Source organism: Rhizobium sp. P28RR-XV (assembly GCF_012641385.1).
GTDB lineage: Bacteria > Pseudomonadota > Alphaproteobacteria > Rhizobiales > Rhizobiaceae > Rhizobium.
Window position 1 is genome coordinate 485048 of record NZ_JABAIG010000001.1, and the last position, 20304, is coordinate 505351.

Below are 20304 nucleotides of genomic sequence, written 5' to 3' on the forward strand. Positions count from 1 at the left end.
AAACGCCGTCGGCATTGAACGGCCGAGCCATACGAAGCGCTGCGACGCTCACGACGAGGAGGATGTGATGAGCGAGGCAACAGGCGCAAAAAGAACCGACACGGCTTCCAGAATAATCCGCGCGACGCCACACGCGATCTTCGACGCGTTCATCAATCCCGATGCATTGATCGCCTGGCTTCCGCCCAAGGGTATGACGGGGCACGTTCACGTCTTCGAGCCGCATCAAGGCGGCAATTACCGGCTGGCGCTGTCCTATAATGCAGCGGATCATTCGACTCCCGGAAAATCCTCCGAGCACACCGATATCGTTTCCGGCCGGTTCCTCGAAATCGTTCCTGACAAACGCATCGTTCAGGCGGTGGATTTCGAATCCGACGACCCGGCGTTCGCTGGCAGGATGATCATTACGTGGTCCTTAGTGGAGGTGCCATCCGGTACGAAGGTCACCGTAGTTTGCGAGAATGTGCCGTATGGCATCAGCAAGAAAGACCATGACGAGGGCTTGAAATCGACTCTCGAAAATCTCGCCAACCATCTGAAATGAAATAAAAAAATGGCTATCTCTTTCCAGAGGCTATATCTGATTTAGTTCCATAATCTATCTTATCTGATGTTTGTTTATAGCTGGGTTGGTTCCATTTTTAAATGCAACAGACACACAGCATCGGCCATGATTTCTTGAGGATGGGATGGCCTGCTCTTTTACGCAATTGAACAGGCCTGCTCCCTCATGCTTCCAGGGTCATAACGACGATCCAGGCCTGCCATCTGACGCCCGGGATTTTGAGCAGCAGATTGTCAATCTGTTCGCCGGTACCTCGGACCGCGGTGCCGAGCGGACTCCTGCGAAACGGGATCGAGGCAAGCGTAGCGAGCCCGAAGAATTCCAGATCGTACTTCGAGAAATATTTGCGTACGATGTCGAAGTCGGATTTCAAGAGCGGATGCTCGTCAACCGTGCGGGCGGTTGGCGTCCGGTTGCGATAGAGATTGATCACGGGGTTATGGCCGAGTGGCTCGAAGAAGAAAGCCTTGCCGCCGGGTCGCAGCACACGCCGGATCTCGCTAAGTGATTTCTCCAGAACCAGATGGTGCAGGATGCCGCTGCCGAAGACGACGTCGAAACCCGCCGACGGCAACGTCATGTCTTCCGCATTGTCGACCTGGAAGGCCACGTTGTTGATTCCACGGCCAGCCGCCGTATTGGTGGCCTGTTGAATAGCGACGTCCGAAATGTCGATGCCGGTGATCCGCTTGGCGGAGTGCGCGAGACCAATGCTGCTCATGCCGTTCGAGCACCCGTATTCGAGCACTTCCTTTTCGGGGCAAGCCGCCCTCACCAGCCGCCAATAGGTGTCCACAGCGGCTTTGACGGCGAAATAAAACGAATCCTCCTTGCGCTCCTCCACTGCACCGAAGCGTTCATTGTGAAAGTCGCGCTCACGCGTCAAACGTGCATCATACGTCATTCCGGTCCTCCCAACTTGACCTAATGCGTTGAAATATTTGCGAGATCTATCTTGCAGGAGCATCAGGCCGGTCGCGGCCAATGATGGGTCCTTCATTTTCGGAGAATAACAAACTGGAAACAGATATCTCCGCCTAAGCGAATTCGCAGTTCGGCGCCGATTCCTACCAGATCATGATGAGCGCAGCGAACGGGCGAGTTCCGCTGTTGACATAGGGCAGCCCGCCAGCTCGGCAATCACTACTCAACTATTTATCGCAAGAGGCACGTCTCAGCATTCAACCGTGAAAATGCCTCGGATAAAAGCAGCAGTCGGAGGACATCGCACTTCTGTACGAAGAAACATGATCTCCTAACCTGTACGATGGGCGGAATGCGGCAGGATTAGCGTCTCCGCGGAGCAATTTCGGAAACGAAGGCACCCTCTTGTCAGTCGCCCAAAGATGAATGGCCTGCTGGATGCTGAAATCAAGCAGAAATCAGTTCGCCGAGCTTTGCTTGGGAGTGCCGGTCGATACTGTGGCCGTTGTCGGAACCGGGGCCAGATAGGTGTCCAGAAGGCTTGCCATCTTGTTGTCGCGAATTTCAGCGGTCTTCTCGCCCATGACCACGCCGACGACATGGCGGCCGTTCCTCGTTGCAGACGTCACGAGATTATAGCCGGAGGCATCGGTATAGCCGGTCTTGATGCCATCGGCACCGGCGTAGCGATACATGAGATTGTTGTGACCGCGCAGTTTCATGCCACGGAACTTGATGCCGCGCATGGAGAAAAGCTTGAATTCCTCGGGGAAATCCCGCATCAGCGCGACGCCGAGTACCGCCATGTCATGGGCGGTCGTCACCTGCTCCGGATCCGGCAGGCCAGACGCATTCTTGAAGACGGTGTTGCTCATGCCGAGCTTATGCGCCTTTTCGGTCATCATCCGGCCGAAGCTGTCCTCGGTGCCGCCAAGCTGCTCACCAATCGCGACGGCCGCATCATTGGCAGACAAGACGACGATGCCTTCAACGGCTTCACGCACGCTGACCTTGCGGCCGACGCCAACGGCCAATTTGAAGGGTTCCTTGCCTTCGGCGTTCTCCGACATGGTCAGCTTCTGATCCCAGGTCAGGCGGCCGGCATGCAACGCCTCGAAGGCGAGATAGAGCGTCATCATCTTGGTGAGCGATGCAGGATAGTTCAGCTCGTTCTCATTCGATGCCTCCAGCACCTGGCCGCTACGCGCGTCCACGACATAACTCGCCTGACCGGCCTGCGCTATCGAAAGACTGCCAAGAAAAGATACGGCTGAAAGCACCGTGGTGAAGAGCAAGGAAATTGTCTTGGGCATGGAACTTTATCTGGCACTCTGAATTGACGATCCGGGCGGAAGGTGGGCAATGGCCGAAAGGCACCGCTGGATTTGGAAGGCGATGGATCAGACAACTCTATGGCGGAAAGAAGAACGCCGCCACAAAAACGGCTGCACGAGACATAATTGCTGTGGACTGAGGCTGGGATCATCCGGGGCGCCGGCCCTGCCCGCCCCATGGCTCAGATCCTGCTGCCTCAATCTGCGCTGTGCGCGCCAGGGATGACGTTTGAAATCGCCCGGTCAAACCTGTTGGGCAACTGCATGAACTCCTTCGACCATCCGCTTCCGACGGTCACTTCCTGCATAGATCCCGTCTGTGCAAACAGCACCGTCATGCGGCTCCTCTCCGGAACTTTCCCTTCGAGTGGCTTTGGGCGATTCAGCCCCAGAACCATGACTTGCTGACCTCGATTCGCGCTTCGGCGCGCGTCATACCGATATCGCGGAGCTGATCGTCGGTCAGGTCACGCAGATCCCATCTTGTCTCGCGCTTTTCGAGATAGGACACAAATTTCGCCAGCGTGACGTGCAGAAATCCCGGCTTTCGCCGTTCCCTGCCCGCGTCAGCCGCCGCCGGCATTGCTCCATCGATATCGATCGTCATTCTTCATGCTCCTTCAGCCGTATCAACATGGCTTCAGGATGCACTGGCATTAGCAACGAATGAAGCTTATAATCTTTATGCAATCCATAAGGAATTCTTCTGATGCTCAATCTGGATCAACTCGCCGCCTTTATCAGCGTCGTTGATCTCGGCAGTTTCACAGCCGCAGCCGATAAAGCCGGGCTGACTCAACCGGCGGTCAGCCTGCAGGTGAAACTTCTGGAGCAGCGCCTCGGCGTGAAACTGATCGAGCGTGTCGGCCGGCGGGCACAGCCATCGCCGGCGGGTATGGAGTTGCTTCCGCATGCGCGCCGCATCATCGAAGCCTGCTCCATGGCGGAAGAGGCGATGACGCCGTTTCGCGAGGGATCGGTCGGCCGCGTGCGGATCGGCAGCGGCGGCACGGCCTCGATCCACCTGCTGCCCCGCGCCATCGCCATGGCGAAAAAGCGCATGCCCGATCTCGAGATCATCGTCCGCATCGGTAATATTGCGGAAATTCTGCGCGATCTCGAAGCCAATGCGCTGGACTTGGCGGTGGTCGCCCTGCCCGCTGCCGGCCGCTCCCTCGAAGTCGAACCATTCCACGACGACGAGCTTTTGGCCGTGGCGCCGAAGGGAAGCGCGATGCCGGAGGGCGGCCCGGATGTGGAATTCATGAAGGACAAGACGATGCTTCTTTACGAAGGTGGCAACACGCGTCGGGCCACGAACGAATGGTTCCAGGCTGGCGGGGTCCAACCCGAGCCCGCCATGGAGTTCGGAAGCGTCGAAGCCATCAAGGAGCTGGTCGCAGCGGGCCTCGGATGGTCCATCCTCCCGGACATGGCGCTGAGACGTGACAGGTCGGACCTGCTGGTTACCTCTCCGCTCCGGCCAAGGCTCGTTCGGCAACTCGGCATGGTGTTGCGCCGCGACAAGCATCTCACGAAAGGTCTTCGCGAAATCATGAAATCCCTTCGCGAATTTCAGAAGACCGAGCACACAGGGTGATCTCGGCGGGCGTCCGTCAAACGCCCGCCATGGTCGGATCAGCTATTCCAGCCTCTTGCGGCGCTCGATCTCTTCTTCGGACGGATCCGGCCCGACGAAGGAGCCTGTCTTCACCGGCCCGTCCGGCTGGTAAGTCGCAAAGATGACACCGGTCGGAGACGACTGTGTGCGCAGCAGCTTCATCGCCGTGGGAACCGCCCCGCCGGCAAACAGCTTCTTGCCGCCGCCCAGCACGAGCGGAAAGATCATCAGGTTGAATTCGTCGATCAGTCCGTGGCGCAGCAGGGTCTGAATGAAGTCGCCGCTGCCCTGAATGAGGAGATCCGGCCCCTCGCCCGCTTTCAGCTCCTCGATCGCCGCCACGACATCCTTGCCAAGGGACTGGCTCTTGTTCCATTTCAGCCTGACATCGCCGTGCGTCGCGACATATTTGGTAACGCTGTTGAATTTAGCGGCGATCGGATTGTCGTTGTCGATATAAGGCCAATAGGCGGCGAAAATGTCATAGGTCTTGCGTCCGAGCAGCAGATCGAACGGCTTTTCGAACACTTCGAAGAGTGTCTTGAAAGTTTCTTCATCGGAGTAAGGGAATACCCAGCCGCCATGCACGAAACCGCCGGTTGGATCCTCATCCGGACCGCCGGGTGCCTGCATGACTCCGTCAAGGCTGATGAATGTGGCTGCGATGACCTTGCGCATGATTTCCTCCTTGTTCTGGGTTGGTGCCCGAAGGACGTCTCGCCGGTTTCGATCCCGACATGTCATCGATTATTTTTTGAACACGCAATCTAACGTTCGCGTGGGACTTGTGACCAATCGACTCTTGAACGTCGCCACGGAATCGGCAAAATTCATCCTATCAATACTTCCTCTGAGATACGAACCCGTCTGCGGGCCAGCCTCGTTTAAACATGCCTGGATAAAAGCGTGAGCAGCGATTCATCAAGAAGCGCGGCGCGGCCATTGGCCTCGCGCGCGCATATCAACGCGGTCGGTTGGGGCCAAGGCCTGTCGACGATCGTTCGCATCACCCATATGACGCTGCGCCACCCATGGCAGACGAGCTTCGCCATAGGGGCAACATTCGTAGCTGCAACGTTGCAGCTGACGATTCCGCGCCTGCTCGGTCGCGCGGTCGATCAGACACAGACAGCGTTCGCCGGCGGTGCCGCCGGCCAGATCGCCGAAAATGCTTTGATGACGACCGCCCTGCTCCTGCTCGTCGTCAGCATCCTGCGCGGCCTGTTCACGATGGTGCAGAACTATTACAGCGAGTCCGTCGGCCATCATATGGGATATGAGCTAAGGCTCGCCTGTTACGAGAAGATCCAGCAGCTCTCCTTCAGCTTCCATGACAAGGTTCATTCCGGCGATCTCATCACCGTCGGCCTGCTCGATCTGGAAGGCGTGCGCATGTATTTCTCCACCGCACTGGTGCGCATGCTGCTGCTGACCATGCTGATCGGCGTCGGCGCCTACATGCTGCTGTCGACCGATGTGGCGCTCGGCTTGCTGGCCCTGAGCTTCGTGCCCTTCGTCGCGTGGCGCTCCTCGGTTACGCAATTGCGGTTACGCTCGACATGGCTCGACCTGCAGGAACGGCTCTCGGTGCTGACGCGCGTGATGGAGGAAAATCTCGGCGGCATCCGCGTCGTCCGTGCCTTTGCCGCGCACGCGCACGAACTCATGAAGTTCGACGGCGCCTCGCACAACGCGCTTTCTCTCGCCCATAAGCGCGTCGGCATCCGCGTCATCAATACCAGCGCCATGAACCTCTCCTTCTTCGTGTCGATGGGGCTCGTGCTTTGGCTGGGTGGTCTCAAGGTCATTGCGGGCGAGATCAGCGTCGGCACGCTCGCTTCGTTCCTGACCTTCATGACCATTCTGCAGATGCCGGTGCGCCAGCTCGGCCTGATGGTGAATGCCTTTGCGCGCGCATCGACATGCGGATCGCGACTGTTTGCACTGCTGGATCTCGATATTCCTATCAAGGATGCTCCGGATGCCAAGCCGCTTGTCGTGACGGACGGTACGCTGCGCTTCGAGAATGTCGACTTCAGCTATCCCGGCTCGGAAACGCGGCCGGTGCTGAAGAATATCTGTTTCGAGGCGAAGCGTGGCGAGACGATCGGCATCGTCGGCCCGCCCGGCAGCGGCAAATCCACCATCGCCCATCTCATTCCGCGCTTCTACGATGTCACGGCGGGGCAGATCACGCTGGACGGCCAGGATATCCGCGAGGCGACACTGCAATCGTTGCGGCAGAACGTGGCTGTCGTACAGCAGGATTCGTTCCTGTTCACGACGAGCATCGAGAACAATATCGCCTATGGCGACCCTTGGGCGAAGGAGACCCGCGTCGAGCGCGCCGCCGAGTCCGCGCAGCTGCATAATTACATTCTCGGCCTGCCAGGCGGCTACGGCACTGTTGTCGGCGAGCGCGGCGTATCGCTATCCGGCGGCCAGCGCCAGCGCCTGACGATTGCCCGCACATTGATGCTGAAACCGGCCGTGATGGTGTTCGACGATTCCACAGCGGCGATCGACGCCGCAACGGAGCAGCGCATCCGCAGCGCCATGAAGCGCTTCGCGCGCGACCGCGTGACATTGATCGTTGCCCATAGGCTGAGCTCGCTGATGCATGCCGACCAGATCCTGTTCATCGAGGACGGCGAGATCGTCGAGCGAGGCACCCATGAGCAGCTTCTGGCCGCTGGAGGGCGGTACAAGGCGCTCTACGATCTGCAGGTTCGCCCGCAGGACGACGTCATCAGGACATCCAGCAGCGGCGTGCTCGAAAGGGCGAAGAGGGAGGTTTGACAATGTCGGAAATCACCGAAACCGAGCGCAACGACGTGCGCGAGGATGGTCGCCGCCCTCCCCGTGCCGTGGTCGGCTCCCACCGCGTCGAAGAGGAGATCTTCGGCAAGGTCTTCGACAGCAAGATCATCCGCCGCATATGGGCCTTCGTCGGCCCCTATCGCCGTCAGATCTATATTTCGGTCGCGGCCGTTCTGCTCTTTACCGGCTCGCAGATCGTCATACCGCTCGTCATCCGCCATGCGATCGACAACGCGATGGCGCCTGGCGCCATGGACTACTCGGCGCTCTGGGTGGCGCTTGCGATCTTCGCCGCGGCGATCCTCGTCAATTACGGCGCGAGCTATGTGCAGGAGACCTTTGTCGGCCAGGTCGCGGAAGAAGTCCTGTTCGACATACGCCGTGCGATGTTTGCTCATCTGCAGCGGGTCTCGCTGTCCTTCATGGACAAGACGGAAGTCGGACGTTTGATGTCGCGCTTGCAGGGCGACGTTAACTCCATGCAGGAATTCCTTGAAACGTCAGTGCTTTCCGTCGGTGACATAGCCCTGCTTTTCGGCATCGTCATCGTCATGCTGTCGCTCGATTTTCGGCTCGGCCTGCTGACGCTTTCCGTCATGCCGATCCTGTTCATCGTCCGGTTGTTCTGGCTGCCGAAGGCGCGCGTCGCCTTTATGAACGCGCATGAGACCAACTCCGTCACCAACGGCGCGCTGGCGGAAGCAATCCATGGCGTGCGCGCTGTTCAGGGCATGCATCGGCAAGGCGTCAATTTCTCCCTTTTTGACGACAAGGCCCATGCCAATCTCCAGACGCATCTGACGGCGGCGCGCTATGCACAAGTCATGGTGCCGATCGTCGACACGCTGACCGGCATGGCGATGGCGATCGTCATCATCGTCGGCGGCTCCATGGTTCTGAACCATAAGCTCGATGTCGGCATCATGGTCGCCTTCCTGTTCTACATTCAGCGATTCTTCGACCCCATCCGCTCGCTCACCATGCAATATTCGGTCATGCAGCGCGCCATGGCGTCCGGTCAACGCCTGACCGAAGTGCTCGACGTTCCGATCGACATCAAGGATGCGCCCGACGCCATCGAACTTTCACGAGACATGGATGGCTCGGTCGAATTCCGAGACGTCGTCTTCGGCTATAATCCCAAGCATCCCGTGCTGAAGAATGTCAGCTTCCGGGTCAATCCCGGCGAAACCGTAGCGCTGATCGGTCCCACAGGTTCGGGCAAGTCGAGCTCGATGGCGCTCATCCATCGCTTCTACGACGTGCAGCAGGGCCAGGTGCTGGTCGGCGGTCACGACGTACGCTCCCTCACCCAGGATTCGCTCGGCCGGCAGATCGCCATGGTGCTGCAGGAGCCATTCCTCTTCACCGGCACGGTGCTGGAGAACATCCGCTACAACAAAATGGAGGCGACGCGCGAAGAGGTGATCGAAGCCGCCAAGGCCGTCGGCGCGCATGAATTCATCATGCGCCTGCCCGATGGCTACGACGCCGTTCTCGGCGAGCGCGGCGGCGGTCTCTCGCTTGGTCAGCGCCAGCTCGTCAGCTTCGCCCGCGCTCTCGTCGCGGATGCCAAGATCCTCGTGCTCGACGAAGCAACAGCGAATATCGACAGCTACACCGAAATGCTGATCCAGAAGGCATTGGTGAAGCTCCTCGAGGGCCGCACGGGCCTTGTCATCGCCCATCGTCTGGCGACCATCCGCGAAGCCGATCGCATCATCGTGCTGCAAAACGGTCAGTTGCTTGAAAGCGGCAACCACAATCAGCTGATGGCAAACGGCAAGCTTTACTCGAAGCTCTACAACCTCAATTATGCGTCGTTCGACGATATTCCGGAGGAAGAAGCCTCCACTTCGGTGCCTGTGGAGTCACAGACCTAGAGCACGTCGCACAAAACTGTGAGGGCATAATCAACGATGACCGACAGTATTCTGGTTCTCTACGGTTCCTACCGATCGGATCGCGTCGGCATCCGTCTTGCGAATTATCTCGTAACCAGCCTGCGTCGGCGCGGAAACGATGTGGAGCTCATCGACGCCAAAGCGGTTGGCTTGCCAATGCTGGATCGGATGTACAAGGAATACCCCAAAGGTTCCGCGCCCTCGGCAATGGAGAGGCTTGCCGAGAAAATTCGGGCGGCCGATGCCTTCGTTTTCGTCACCGGCGAATATAATTGGGGCATGCAACCCGGCCTGAAAAACCTGACTGATCACTACCTTGAGGAGTGGTTTTGGCGCCCGGCGGCAATTGCCAGCTACTCCGGCGGCCGCCTTTCCGGCGCGCGCGCAGCGGTCTCCTGGCATGGCACCCTTTCCGAGCTGGGAATGGTCGTTATCTCGAGCACCCTTGCCGTCGCCAATATATCCGCCGCATTGGACGTTGACGGCAAACCTATTGGGAGCGGAGGCGATGCCCTTGCAAGAGCATTTCCCCGTTTTGCCGACGATCTCGCCTGGTGGACCGAAGCAGCGAAACAGCAGCGCGCCCGCAAGTCACCTCCCTATTGAGAGTCCTGTGGTTGTCTGCGGATAGCCGCTGGGTCTCTCGTCTTCTTCGCCGAAGCTTTGCCGCTCCAAGGCGATGCAGTTGTTGTATCTCCTTCATTCCTAATTCCTCAAAAACGTAACTGGATCTCACACCAGCAGATTGAGTTGCGCGCTTCGCGCAGACATAGGTCCACGATACCAACTTGCATAATGCTAGTTACTCATGCTATCTGCCCTGCCCATGCAAAGAACCAGCTTCAGCACCTTCAAATGCCCCGCCGCCCGTGCGCTCGAAAGCGTTGGCGACTGGTGGAGCATCCTGATCCTGCGGGATGCGCTGCAGGGGTTGAGCCGGTTCGACGAGTTCCAGAAGAATCTTGGGGTTGCGCCGAACATCCTGACACGACGGCTTAAGCATCTGACCGACGAAGGCCTGTTCGAGCGGCGGCTCTACAAAGAGCGACCGCCGCGCTACGAATATGTGCTGACCGACAAGGGTCGGGATTTCTTCCCCGTACTGATGGCGCTCTTCACCTGGGGCAATCAGCATTTGCCTCAGGAAGAAGTCGCGATGCGCCTCGTCGACGCCAATACCGGCGAAGATCGCGACCCTCTTCTCATCGACCGCGTCACCGGTCGCGCCTTTCGGCCCGAAGACACGATGCTCGTGCCCGGGCCTGCGGCCGACGACGCCGTTCATGATCGCATCGCCCAGATGAAGGCATGGTTTCTAGGCTTCGACGCCTGACACAATAGGAGCAAGACATGGATCGTATCGTCGTCACCGGCATGGGGCTGGTTTCGCCCTTGGGCGTGGGTGTCAATGCAAGCTGGAAACGGCTGGTCGAGGGGCGTTCCGGCCTCAGGCTGCTGCCTGAGGAGATGGTGGGCGATCTTGCCGCCAAGATCGGTGGCGTCGTTCCAGACATCGCGGAAGATCCCGAAGCCGGCTTCGATGTCGACCGCTACGTGCCTGTCAAGGACCAGAAAAAGATGGATCGCTTCATCCTTTTCGCGATGGCGGCGGCCGAGGAAGCGATCCTTCAAGCCGGCTGGCAACCGGCTGAGGTCGGCGCTCTCGAGCGGACGGCGACGGTCATCGCATCGGGCGTCGGCGGCTTTCCCGCTATCGCCGATGCCGTGCGCACCGCTGAAACAAAAGGCGTCCGGCGCCTTTCACCCTTCACCATCCCCTCTTTCCTCGTCAATCTCGCCGCTGGCCAGGTCAGCATCCGCTATGGATATAAGGGACCGCTCGGCGCACCGGTTACGGCCTGTGCCGCCAGCGTCCAGGCGATCGGCGATGCGGCGCGGCTCATCCGAGCAGGAGAGGCCGATGTCGCCATCTGTGGCGGCGCCGAGGCATGTATCGACAAGGTAAGCCTCGGCGGCTTTGCCGCAGCGCGCGCACTCTCGACGGGATTCAGCAATCGGCCGGAGGAAGCGTCCCGTCCCTTCGACAATGGCCGTGACGGCTTCGTCATGGGCGAAGGCGCCGGCATGCTTGTCATCGAGACATTGGACCACGCACTTGCGCGCGGCGCGACGCCGCTTGCCGAGCTCGTCGGTTATGGTACCGCCGCCGATGCCTATCACATGACCGCCGGGCCGGAAGACGGCGATGGCGCGCGCCGAGCCATGTTTGCCGCCCTTTCCCAGGCCCGGATTTCACCGGCCGAGGTCAAGCACCTGAACGCGCATGCGACATCGACCCAGGTCGGCGACCGTGGCGAAATGGAAGCGATCAAGACCGTCTTCGGACGCGATGGTGCGATCGCGGTCAGCGGCACGAAGGCCGCAACCGGCCATCTTTTGGGTGCCGCCGGCGGCATGGAGGCGATCTTCACCATCATGGCGCTGCGCGATCAGATCGCTCCGCCGACCCGCAATCTGCAGGATCCGGATCCCGCGGCGCAGGGTATCGATATTGTCGGCGGCACTGCACGGCCCATGGCCATGGAATACGCGATCTCCAACGGTTTCGGCTTTGGCGGCGTCAATGCCAGCGCCCTCTTCCGCCGCTGGCAGTAACCGCTTCTGCTTGATATCAAAGCGCGCTATGCTCTCCCCTTATGGCTGGGGTCGAACATGCGCGCTTTTTCCATAGCCGCTTTTCTCTGCTGCATCGTCTTTGCAACGGCCGCTCGCGCGGAAGATCCGGTGCAGGCGGCACAGAGCCTCATCGAACAACAGATCGAAGCTTTTCTGCATGATGACGCGGCGACGGCTTATTCCTTCGCAGCGCCCGGCATTAAGGCACTTTTTCCGGATAAGGACAGCTTCTTCGCCATGGTGAAGAAGAGCTACCAGCCGGTCTATCATCCCGGCAACTATGCCTTCGGCAAGAGCCGTGCGATCGACAGCGGCGCGGTCGTCTATCAGGAAGTCCTTATTACCGGCACGGACCACAGGGATTGGACGGCGATCTACCAGATAACCCGCCAGCCCGACGGCAGCTACAAGATCAACGGCGTGCAGATTCTTTCGAAAGCGACGAGCGAGGGCATCTGAGCAATAGCTCCGCCCAAGCGAAAACAGCGCGCCTCTTAAAAAGAGACGCGCTACTGGAAGACTCGGGCCAGGTCTTACTAGCCGCGAATTCTAGGTGAATTTCCTGCCGACGTGTTGCCGTCGAATTCCGGGCGCGGCTGCGGAATGACGACTGTCGATGCGGGCATCGGCGTATTCGTCATCGCGCTGTCGTCGTTCGAAAGCGGGCCGGAAATCGCCATCGTCGTGGGTGCCGGTGTCGGGATCGGAACCGCGGCCGGGATGACAACGGCACTCTGCGGCATAGTCACCATCGGGTTCGAGACCGGCGTGAAGGCCATAACGGACGAAGCCTGTTGCGCCGGCTGCGTTTCCGGCAGCACGAACGGAGATTGCGGCGCGCCCTGCGTGGGCACATAATTCATCGCAACCTCATAGGCCGGAAGCGGCGCGGGCGTCTGCAGCTCGCCATCCCGACCACGCTTCTCATAAAATGCGTTGCCGCCGGCATAAGCGACATAATGCATGTTGTCGTAGGGGAATCTCAAGCCTTCGGTATGGAAGAACATTGCGTCCTTCACCTGGGGATGCCGTTCGCCACGCAGGATCGCGGCCGCAGCGACATCAAGATCCGACTTCGCCTGGCCCTTGACTTCCCTGGTCATCACGCCCGGCGCGAACTGCCTTTCCTGGGAAACCACTCCGCAGATCGTGGGCGGATAGGCCCCCGAGGTCAGTCTGTTCATCACGACCGTGCCAACGGCCATATAACCGCTGGGATCGGAGCGTTCCGACTCGAAGTACATTGCACGTTCGAGACAGTCCTTGTCCTTTATCGTGTAATTATAGGTCACTTTCGCGCCACGAATGGGCTTGGTGGTATTGCTGGGGGTGTGGGTCGTCTTCTGCGTTGTCGTACAGCTGGTGGCCGCCAGACCGACAACCAATAGCCCTGAAAGACATGCCCCGAATTTGCGTTGCGCCCTCAACGGCAAGTGCCTCCTATTTTCGGTAGTACAGCCCTTATCGATCAAGAGAATGCGTTTTAGCCGGATTTTTTTGAAATTCCAAGCCTCACGCAATCAAATCGGCCAATGAGATGCATCAATGGCGGAAGGACCGTTTATTCCGATTCGCTATTTTTCCCAATGCTTTATTGTCGAAAAGCCCATTATGAAACACGACTGGAGACAGAAATTGCCCACGGCAAGCCTGTTCCAGCCAGTTCAAAACGATATGCCTTAAACATAGCAATCAATCGATAATAAAGGATTTACCACGCCGATTAACCGCTTGGCCGCCATCCGACCTCGATGAGGATTCGCCCCGGCGCGAAGCAGTAGAATAGCCATCCGCCACGGATCGCAGCCGGCGGCTGCCAGATCTCGTGGCCCGCCGCCTTGACCCTTTCATACTGCGCGTCGACCGCCTCGCGGGACGGCAGAATGAAGCCGATATGATAGGTATTGCGGCCGACCGTAACCGTATCGGCGCCTCCGAATTTCTCGCCGGGACGGCTGATGACCAGCTCAAGGCCGGCATCATCGCGCAGGATGGCGAGACCATTGGCCCCGCGCGTCTCGACTTCGGTCAAGCCGAATGCGGTAACAAGAAAGTCCCGGGTCGAGGCCACATCGGGCACATGCAAATCGAGGTGGTTCAATCTCATGACAGCTCCATAGGGTTTCCCGCGGAGACAGGTCAAACACCCACGTCAACGCAGGACACTCGGCCAGAATGACCAAGTTCCGCGTCGTGGGTTCTCACGCCGATGGCGTGGAGCAGAGCTTCCGAATGGAAGGGGTCGGGCTTACCGAAAACGACCCTGCCTTTTTCGACGATTCCCGATAGCGTGAAATCGCCTTGCAGACAAGCGAAGCAGGCCGGGAGCGAGCTCAACCGGCTGTCAAACCGGCTCGAGATCGCCCCTCGCCCAGTTCTCCATCGTTTCGGCCATGAAGTCGGCGAAACGGCCTTCGGCGATCGCCTGACGGATGCCCTTCATCAGTTCCTGGTAGTAAGCGAGATTGTGCCAGGAGAGCAGCATGCCGCCGAGCGCCTCGTTCGCACGGACGAGATGATGCAGATAGGCTCGGGAATAATCGCGCGAGGCCGGGCAGCTGGACTGCTCGTCGAGCGGGCGCATATCTTCGGCATGGCGGGCGTTGCGGATATTCACCTTGCCGCGACGGGTGAAGGCCAAACCGTGACGGCCCGAGCGGGTCGGCATCACGCAATCGAACATGTCGATGCCGAGGGCGACCGACTTCAGGATATCGTCCGGCGTGCCGACCCCCATCAGATAACGCGGCTTCTCCGTCGGCAGTTCGGGAAGCGTGATCTCCAGCATGCGCAGCATGACTTCCTGTGGCTCGCCGACGGCAAGGCCGCCGATGGCATAGCCCTTGAGGTCCATGCCACTCAGCGCCTGCGCGGAACGGACGCGAAGCTCCGGAACGTCGCCGCCCTGCACGATACCGAACATCGCCTTGCCGGGCTGATTGCCGAAAGCCACCTTGCAGCGTTCGGCCCAGCGCAGCGACATCTCCATGGCGCGCTCGATTTCCTTCGGCGTCGCCGGCAAGGCAACACACTCGTCGAGCTGCATCTGGATGTCGGAACCGAGCAATCCCTGGATCTCGATCGATCGCTCCGGCGACATGTGATGCAGGCTGCCGTCGACATGCGATTTGAAGGTGACGCCCTGCTCGTCCAATTTCCGCAGACCGGACAGCGACATCACCTGGAAACCGCCGGAATCGGTGAGGATCGGATGCGGCCAGCGGATCAGCTGGTGCAGGCCGCCGAGGCGGGCGACGCGCTCGGCCGTCGGGCGCAGCATCAGATGATAGGTATTGCCGAGAATGATATCGGCGCCCGTCTCGCGCACCTGGTCGAGATACATGGCCTTGACGGTACCGACCGTGCCGACGGGCATGAAGGCCGGCGTGCGGATCGTGCCGCGCGGCATGGAGACTTCGCCGAGGCGCGCGCCGCCGTCGGTCTTTTTCAATTGAAACTGAAAGCTCTCGCTCATCTCGTTCTAGTCTTTCCGGTAGAGCAGGCTGCCATCGCCATAGGAATAGAAGCGATAGCCCGTCTCGATAGCATGGGTATAGGCCGCGCGCATCGTATCGAGGCCGGCAAACGCCGATACGAGCATGAACAGGGTCGAGCGCGGCAGGTGAAAATTGGTCATCAGCATATCCACGGCCTTGAAGCGGTAGCCGGGCGTGATGAAGATGCCGGTGGCGCCCTGCCAGGGCTGGATGGTGCCATCATCGGCGGCGGCACTTTCGATCAGTCTTAGCGATGTGGTTCCGACGCAGACGATGCGCCCGCCCCTCGCCTTGACGGCATTGAGCGTGGCGGCGGTTTCGGCATCGACATAGCCGATCTCGAAATGCATCTTGTGGTCTTCGGTATCATCGGCCTTAACAGGCAGGAAGGTGCCGGCGCCGACATGCAGTGTCACGAAATGCCGCTCGACACCCAGGGCATCAAGCGCTGCAAACAGGGATGGCGTGAAATGCAGGCCGGCGGTGGGTGCCGCGACGGCGCCCTCCTCCCGCGCGTAGATTGTCTGATAGTCGGCGCGATCGCGCTCGTCTTCCGGACGTTTGGCGGCAATGTAGGGCGGCAGGGGAATGTGACCGACCGCGGCGATCGCCTCGTCCAGCGACGGACCGGACAGATCGAACCGCAGGGTGATCTCGCCGCCCTCGCCCTTTTCCTCGACAGTCGCGTCGAGCGAACCGAGCGCACAGACATTTTCGCCGTGACCGAACTGAATACGGTCACCGATCTTGATGCGCTTTCCCGGCCTGGCAAAGGCCTTCCAGCGATCGGGTGCGGCGCGCATATGCAGGGTTGCCGAAACCTGTTGGCCGGGCGCGCCCTCGCGATGACGAATGCCTTCAAGCTGCGCCGGTATCACCTTGGTATCGTTGAAAACCACGGCGTCGCCGGGACGCAGGAAAGACGGGAAATCCCGCACCTGATGGTCGCTCAGCGTATTCGAGCCATCGTTCGGATCGACGACGAGCAGGCGCGCGCTATCGCGCGGCTCGACGGGCCTGAGCGCGATACGCTCCTCCGGCAGATCGAAATCGAAAAGGTCAACACGCATTCAATTGGTCCAGGCAGTTCGTTCAGGCAAAGCGAAACCCGCCCCTCACGCCAGAAGCGCAAGAGGCGGGTTTCAGGAATAATCACGATCAAACGTCGGCGGCAACCCGCGCGGATACGATCGAATCCGGATCCTTCACCGGCTCGCCGCGCTTGATCTGGTCGACGAATTCCATGCCGGAGATGACCTGACCCCAGACGGAGTACTGCTTGTTCAGCCACGGAGCGTCGGCAAAGCAGATGAAGAACTGCGAGTTGGCCGAGTTCGGGTTCTGAGAGCGTGCCATGGAGCAGGTGCCGCGTATATGCGAAGTCGCCGAAAATTCCGCCTTCAGATCCGGCTTGGAGGAGCCGCCCATGCCGGCGCGGCCGGGATTGAAGGTTTCGCTACCCTGCTTGCCGAACTGCACGTCGCCGGTCTGCGCCATGAAGCCATCGATGACGCGATGGAAGACGACGCCGTCATAGGCCTTCTCGCGCGCGAGTTCCTTGACGCGGGCAACATGCTCGGGAGCGACCTGCGGCAGAAGCTGAATGACAACCTGGCCCTTGGTGGTTTCCAGGATGAGGGTGTTTTCTGGATCCTTGATCTCAGCCATGTTCGTTTCCTCTTCTCTCTTCTTGATTGCACATGATCCCGAAGCAGCATCGTGCCTTCGGGATCATGTCGCTGGTCTCGGCATGATCTTGTCCAAAAACCGCATCGCACTTTTTGGGATCATGCCTGTGAAATTACTTCTTGGTGACGGTGACCTTGACCATCTTGTCCGGATTGCTCACTTCGCCGTTCTGGCCTTCGCCACGCTTGATCTTGTCGACAAGCTCCATGCCGGAGACGACCTTGCCGACGACCGTATACTGGCCATTCAGGAAATCGCCATTGGCGAACATGATGAAGAACTGCGAATTGGCCGAGTTCGGATCCTGCGCGCGCGCCATGCCGACGGTGCCGCGCTGGAACGGAACCTTGGAGAATTCGGCCGGAAGATTCGGCAGGTCGGAACCGCCGGTGCCAGCCTTGTTGGGATCATAGCCCTTCGTTGCATTGCCGTACTGGACGTCACCGGTCTGGGCCATGAAACCATCGATGACGCGGTGGAAGACGACGTTGTCGTAAGCACCCTTCTTTGCCAGCGCTTCGATCTGCGCGACATGCTTCGGAGCAACTTCGGGCATCAACTGGATAACGACCGGACCGTCCTTGAGCTGGATCGTCAGGAGATCGGCGGCCGCAGCCGAGATTGCGCTACCTGCGAAGGCGGCAAGGCTCAAAGCGCCTGCCAATGCGATATGAAAGAGTTTCATGGATGCTCCGTTCGGAAATGAATTGGGCTCAGTTTTTGACGCTGGCCGTATCTTTGAGTTTGTCGGTCAGGGCTTCCAGAACCGCTGACGGCACGAAGGCGCTGACATCGCCGCCCATGGATGCGATCTGCCGCACCAATGTGGCGGTTATGGGCCGCGAGGCCGTACCTGCCGGCAGAAACAGCGTCTGGATATCCGGCGCCATCTGCCGGTTCATGCCGGCCATCTGCATTTCATAGTCGAGGTCGGTGCCATCGCGCAGACCGCGCACCAGCAAGGTAGCGCCATGAATGCGGGCGGCATCAACGACCAGATTGTCGAAGGCGACGACGGAAATGGCATCCGCCTTCTGCGGCAGAGCCTCGGAGAGCGATCTGCGGATCAGTTCCGCCCGCTCTTCGAAGGAGAAGAGCGGCTTCTTGCCGGGGTGAACGCCGATCGCGACGATCACATTCGAGGCGACGTTCAACGCCTGCACGAGGACATCCAGATGTCCGTTGGTCATCGGGTCGAAGGATCCGGGATAAAAGGCTGTCGTCATACCAAGCCGGCTCGTTGTTTTGACGCCTTTTGTCATGGATGAGGCCGCATCGCAAGTCATTTGCAACCCAGGGACCGCCTGTGAATGCCGGATGAATGCGACGTTCAAGCCCGTTTCAGCTCGGCAATGCTTTACTGGCTTCAACATCGAAACGGGCCTGGTTCACTGGCTCGCTGATCTCCGCCTCAGGGAAATCATGCCATGCTCGTCTTCATCATCGCAGGCGCCATCGTCGGTTCATTTTTCGTCGAATATCTCGTTCACCTTTTCGCCGACAACTATGAGATCGAATGGGATTCCGCCTTTGAAAACGGCAAAGACATCGATTTTGCCCAAAAAATCGCCACTGCCATGCGCAAAACGCATCGCGAATCTGAACGCCAGATGAACACGGCATTCAAGGTCGCTTCAGGCGCGCATTGCTAGATAGCCCTCAACATCGGCGGAACCATTTCGGAAACGCCGCGTTAACAGTCCGAAACTCAGTTCGCATATTGCGGCAAGAAGGAACAAGAGTATGCCCGACAAGATCACCCTCATTAACGTTGTTTGGATGGCCATGATTTCGGGAATGCTCGCGGCAACCGTTGCGCTTTACGATCAGAAACCCGACCAGTCGAAGGTCTACGGTCCCTTTGCTTCGGCTCGTCCCTTCGTTGCCTCGAGCCAATACTAAAGGGATCTGAACGCTAGTTCCACTAAAGGAGGGAGCGATCATGTTCACAATTTTGACGCTGCTTACACTTTTCATCAGCATCATGTTTATCGTGTCTGTCGCATCCACCATTTCGGCGCTCCATCGCGAGAGCGAAGAGAGCAAGAGACTGCATAAGCGTCACAAGACGCTCTAATTCCGCGTACCGAGCATCCTCTCCCCGCCAGATGCTCGGATGGACCATGAACCGGACGCTACCCCGCCAGCGTCCGGTTTTTTATTGCCGATACACCTGCCCTCGCATCCTGCCGCCACTCTGCAAGCGCCTGATCTTGCAACAAGAAGCGCGGCAATCGCTACAATCGTGCCATGATCGGTCAGTTCATCAGGGGAGCGACATGCGCATTGTTCTGACAGGCAGTTCAGGCCGGCTTGGCCGGGCGATCTTCAATGCGCTGGCGACAAAACACTCGATCGTAGGGATCGACCGTTCACCGTTTTTGACGACACATCTCGTTGGCGATTTTACCGATGCGATGCTGCTGCGCCAGGCGCTGAAGGAGGCGGACGCGATTATCCATTGCGCGGCCCTGCACGCTCCACATGTCGGCACGATCTCCGATGACGAGTTTCGCCGCATCAATGTGGAAGGAACGCGCTTCCTGGCGGAAGCATCCTTGGCAGCCGGCGTCAAACGAGTGGTGTTTACCAGCACGACTGCGCTCTATGGCCACGCAGCCGCTCCCGGCCGATGCACATGGATCGACGAAGACACGGCGCCACAACCGAAAAGCATCTATCACCGCACGAAACTGGAAGCCGAACGAGTTTTGGCCGATATGGCCGGCCCGGATTTGCAGGTGCGCGTTTTACGCATGTCTCGGAGCTTTCCGGAACCAGCCAATGTAATAGCCGTCTACCGGCTGCATCGTGGCGTCGATATCCGGGATGTGGCGGATGCCCATGTCGCGGCGCTGACGAATGGCGGCAGGGATTTTCAACGGCATATCATTTCCGCCGGCACGCTGTTCAAGCCGGAAGATTGTGAAGCGCTCGCCGCCGATGCAGCTTCCGTCATCCAATTGCGCGCTCCGGGTCTTGCCGCAAAATTTGCGCAACGAAACTGGCCGCTGCCGCAAAGCATCGATCGCGTCTATGCCGCGAAATCCGCGGGCACGGTCCTCGGATGGCATTTCCGTTTCGGCTATGACGAGGTTCTCGCACAGCTGGATCGGGAAAGCCTGGAAGTTCTGCCGCCCCTCTCCCAAAACAATAAACAATCCGAATAGATCCTATTGCGATCTTCCGCCAAGCAAGCTTACGCTCCAAAAATAATCGCATGAGCCTGTTGCCAAGCTCATGCGATTGAAAAACTTCCATTTCAAGCAGATCGGTCAGCCTACAGCTTTCCGACCGGGTTGCAGCGCAG

24 protein-coding genes are annotated in these 20304 nt (G+C 59.1%); 12 read left to right on the forward strand and 12 right to left on the reverse strand.

Features of this window, described 5'->3' with window-relative positions; translation table 11 throughout:
• Positions 1–67: 67 nt before the first annotated feature.
• On the forward strand, positions 68–547 hold the full coding sequence (locus HGP12_RS02355) for an SRPBCC domain-containing protein (protein ID WP_168839176.1): 480 nt from the start codon (positions 68–70) through the stop codon (positions 545–547).
• 184 nt (positions 548–731) lie between these two features.
• Here HGP12_RS02355 and HGP12_RS02360 read toward each other — a convergent pair whose 3' ends face one another.
• The 4 genes from HGP12_RS02360 to HGP12_RS02375 all read right to left on the reverse strand — a co-directional run bounded on the left by HGP12_RS02360 (position 732) and on the right by HGP12_RS02375 (position 3433).
• Complete coding sequence (locus HGP12_RS02360) at positions 732–1553, reverse strand: class I SAM-dependent methyltransferase (RefSeq protein ID WP_168838936.1); 822 nt, start codon at positions 1551–1553, stop codon at positions 732–734.
• Between the two features lie 397 nt (positions 1554–1950).
• Positions 1951–2805 (reverse strand): D-alanyl-D-alanine carboxypeptidase family protein, encoded by an 855-nt coding sequence (locus HGP12_RS02365; protein ID WP_168838937.1) that lies wholly within the window; start codon positions 2803–2805, stop codon positions 1951–1953.
• A 218-nt stretch (positions 2806–3023) separates the two neighbouring features.
• Positions 3024–3164, reverse strand: a complete 141-nt coding sequence (locus HGP12_RS02370) for a hypothetical protein (protein ID WP_168838938.1) — start codon at positions 3162–3164, stop codon at positions 3024–3026.
• Between the two features lie 44 nt (positions 3165–3208).
• On the reverse strand, positions 3209–3433 hold the full coding sequence (locus HGP12_RS02375) for a DUF1127 domain-containing protein (RefSeq protein WP_168838939.1): 225 nt from the start codon (positions 3431–3433) through the stop codon (positions 3209–3211).
• Between the two features lie 102 nt (positions 3434–3535).
• Here HGP12_RS02375 and HGP12_RS02380 point away from each other — a divergent pair, with 102 nt between their 5' ends.
• The gene (locus HGP12_RS02380) at positions 3536–4426 is read left to right on the forward strand and encodes a LysR family transcriptional regulator (RefSeq protein WP_205926295.1); all 891 of its coding nucleotides are present in this window, start codon (positions 3536–3538) and stop codon (positions 4424–4426) included.
• Positions 4427–4468: 42 nt separating this feature from the next.
• On the opposite strand, the gene HGP12_RS02385 is transcribed toward HGP12_RS02380, so the two are convergent.
• On the reverse strand, positions 4469–5125 hold the full coding sequence (locus HGP12_RS02385; protein WP_168878670.1) for a dihydrofolate reductase family protein: 657 nt from the start codon (positions 5123–5125) through the stop codon (positions 4469–4471).
• 228 nt (positions 5126–5353) lie between these two features.
• On the opposite strand from HGP12_RS02385, the gene HGP12_RS02390 reads away from it, so the two are divergent.
• The 6 genes from HGP12_RS02390 (at position 5354) to HGP12_RS02415 (ending at position 12267) form a co-directional block, all read left to right on the forward strand.
• Entirely contained in the window at positions 5354–7246 is a 1893-nt protein-coding gene (locus HGP12_RS02390; RefSeq protein ID WP_168838941.1) for an ABC transporter ATP-binding protein, read from the forward strand.
• Between the two features lie 2 nt (positions 7247–7248).
• Entirely contained in the window at positions 7249–9150 is a 1902-nt protein-coding gene (locus HGP12_RS02395) for an ABC transporter ATP-binding protein (RefSeq protein ID WP_168838942.1), read from the forward strand.
• A 36-nt stretch (positions 9151–9186) separates the two neighbouring features.
• Complete coding sequence (locus tag HGP12_RS02400) at positions 9187–9777, forward strand: NADPH-dependent FMN reductase (protein ID WP_168838943.1); 591 nt, start codon at positions 9187–9189, stop codon at positions 9775–9777.
• 220 nt (positions 9778–9997) lie between these two features.
• A complete protein-coding gene (locus HGP12_RS02405) occupies positions 9998–10504 on the forward strand; it encodes a helix-turn-helix domain-containing protein (RefSeq protein ID WP_168839178.1) in 507 nt (168 codons plus the stop codon).
• A gap of 17 nt (positions 10505–10521) precedes the next feature.
• Positions 10522–11787, forward strand: a complete 1266-nt coding sequence (fabF, locus tag HGP12_RS02410; RefSeq protein WP_168838944.1) for a beta-ketoacyl-ACP synthase II — start codon at positions 10522–10524, stop codon at positions 11785–11787.
• A gap of 57 nt (positions 11788–11844) precedes the next feature.
• Positions 11845–12267, forward strand: a complete 423-nt coding sequence (locus tag HGP12_RS02415; protein WP_168838945.1) for a DUF4864 domain-containing protein — start codon at positions 11845–11847, stop codon at positions 12265–12267.
• A gap of 77 nt (positions 12268–12344) precedes the next feature.
• Here HGP12_RS02415 and HGP12_RS02420 read toward each other — a convergent pair whose 3' ends face one another.
• The 7 genes from HGP12_RS02420 to coaD form a co-directional block, all read right to left on the reverse strand.
• Positions 12345–13235, reverse strand: a complete 891-nt coding sequence (locus HGP12_RS02420; RefSeq protein ID WP_168838946.1) for a cell wall hydrolase — start codon at positions 13233–13235, stop codon at positions 12345–12347.
• A gap of 296 nt (positions 13236–13531) precedes the next feature.
• Positions 13532–13915 carry a VOC family protein gene (locus HGP12_RS02425; protein ID WP_168838947.1) on the reverse strand — a complete coding sequence of 128 codons (384 nt, stop codon included), beginning with the start codon at positions 13913–13915 and terminating at the stop codon, positions 13532–13534.
• Positions 13916–14152: 237 nt separating this feature from the next.
• Positions 14153–15283 carry a tRNA guanosine(34) transglycosylase Tgt gene (gene tgt, locus HGP12_RS02430; RefSeq protein ID WP_168838948.1) on the reverse strand — a complete coding sequence of 377 codons (1131 nt, stop codon included), beginning with the start codon at positions 15281–15283 and terminating at the stop codon, positions 14153–14155.
• Positions 15284–15289: 6 nt separating this feature from the next.
• Positions 15290–16375 (reverse strand): tRNA preQ1(34) S-adenosylmethionine ribosyltransferase-isomerase QueA, encoded by a 1086-nt coding sequence (gene queA, locus HGP12_RS02435; RefSeq protein ID WP_168838949.1) that lies wholly within the window; start codon positions 16373–16375, stop codon positions 15290–15292.
• An 88-nt stretch (positions 16376–16463) separates the two neighbouring features.
• Complete coding sequence (locus HGP12_RS02440; RefSeq protein WP_168838950.1) at positions 16464–16973, reverse strand: peptidylprolyl isomerase; 510 nt, start codon at positions 16971–16973, stop codon at positions 16464–16466.
• Positions 16974–17106: 133 nt separating this feature from the next.
• Positions 17107–17679: a peptidylprolyl isomerase gene (locus HGP12_RS02445; protein WP_168838951.1), complete on the reverse strand. Its 573-nt coding sequence runs from the start codon at positions 17677–17679 to the stop codon at positions 17107–17109.
• A gap of 28 nt (positions 17680–17707) precedes the next feature.
• Positions 17708–18220: a pantetheine-phosphate adenylyltransferase gene (gene coaD, locus HGP12_RS02450; RefSeq protein ID WP_168838952.1), complete on the reverse strand. Its 513-nt coding sequence runs from the start codon at positions 18218–18220 to the stop codon at positions 17708–17710.
• 201 nt (positions 18221–18421) lie between these two features.
• On the opposite strand from coaD, the gene HGP12_RS02455 reads away from it, so the two are divergent.
• The 4 genes from HGP12_RS02455 to HGP12_RS02465 all read left to right on the forward strand — a co-directional run bounded on the left by HGP12_RS02455 (position 18422) and on the right by HGP12_RS02465 (position 20164).
• Positions 18422–18646, forward strand: coding sequence for a hypothetical protein (locus HGP12_RS02455; protein ID WP_246703230.1), 225 nt, complete (start codon positions 18422–18424; stop codon positions 18644–18646).
• Positions 18647–18737: 91 nt separating this feature from the next.
• Positions 18738–18896: a hypothetical protein gene (locus HGP12_RS02460; RefSeq protein WP_168838953.1), complete on the forward strand. Its 159-nt coding sequence runs from the start codon at positions 18738–18740 to the stop codon at positions 18894–18896.
• A 40-nt stretch (positions 18897–18936) separates the two neighbouring features.
• A complete protein-coding gene (locus tag HGP12_RS34420) occupies positions 18937–19071 on the forward strand; it encodes a hypothetical protein (protein WP_281023965.1) in 135 nt (44 codons plus the stop codon).
• A gap of 202 nt (positions 19072–19273) precedes the next feature.
• Positions 19274–20164, forward strand: coding sequence for an NAD(P)-dependent oxidoreductase (locus HGP12_RS02465; RefSeq protein WP_168838954.1), 891 nt, complete (start codon positions 19274–19276; stop codon positions 20162–20164).
• The last annotated feature ends 140 nt before the right edge of the window (positions 20165–20304 follow it).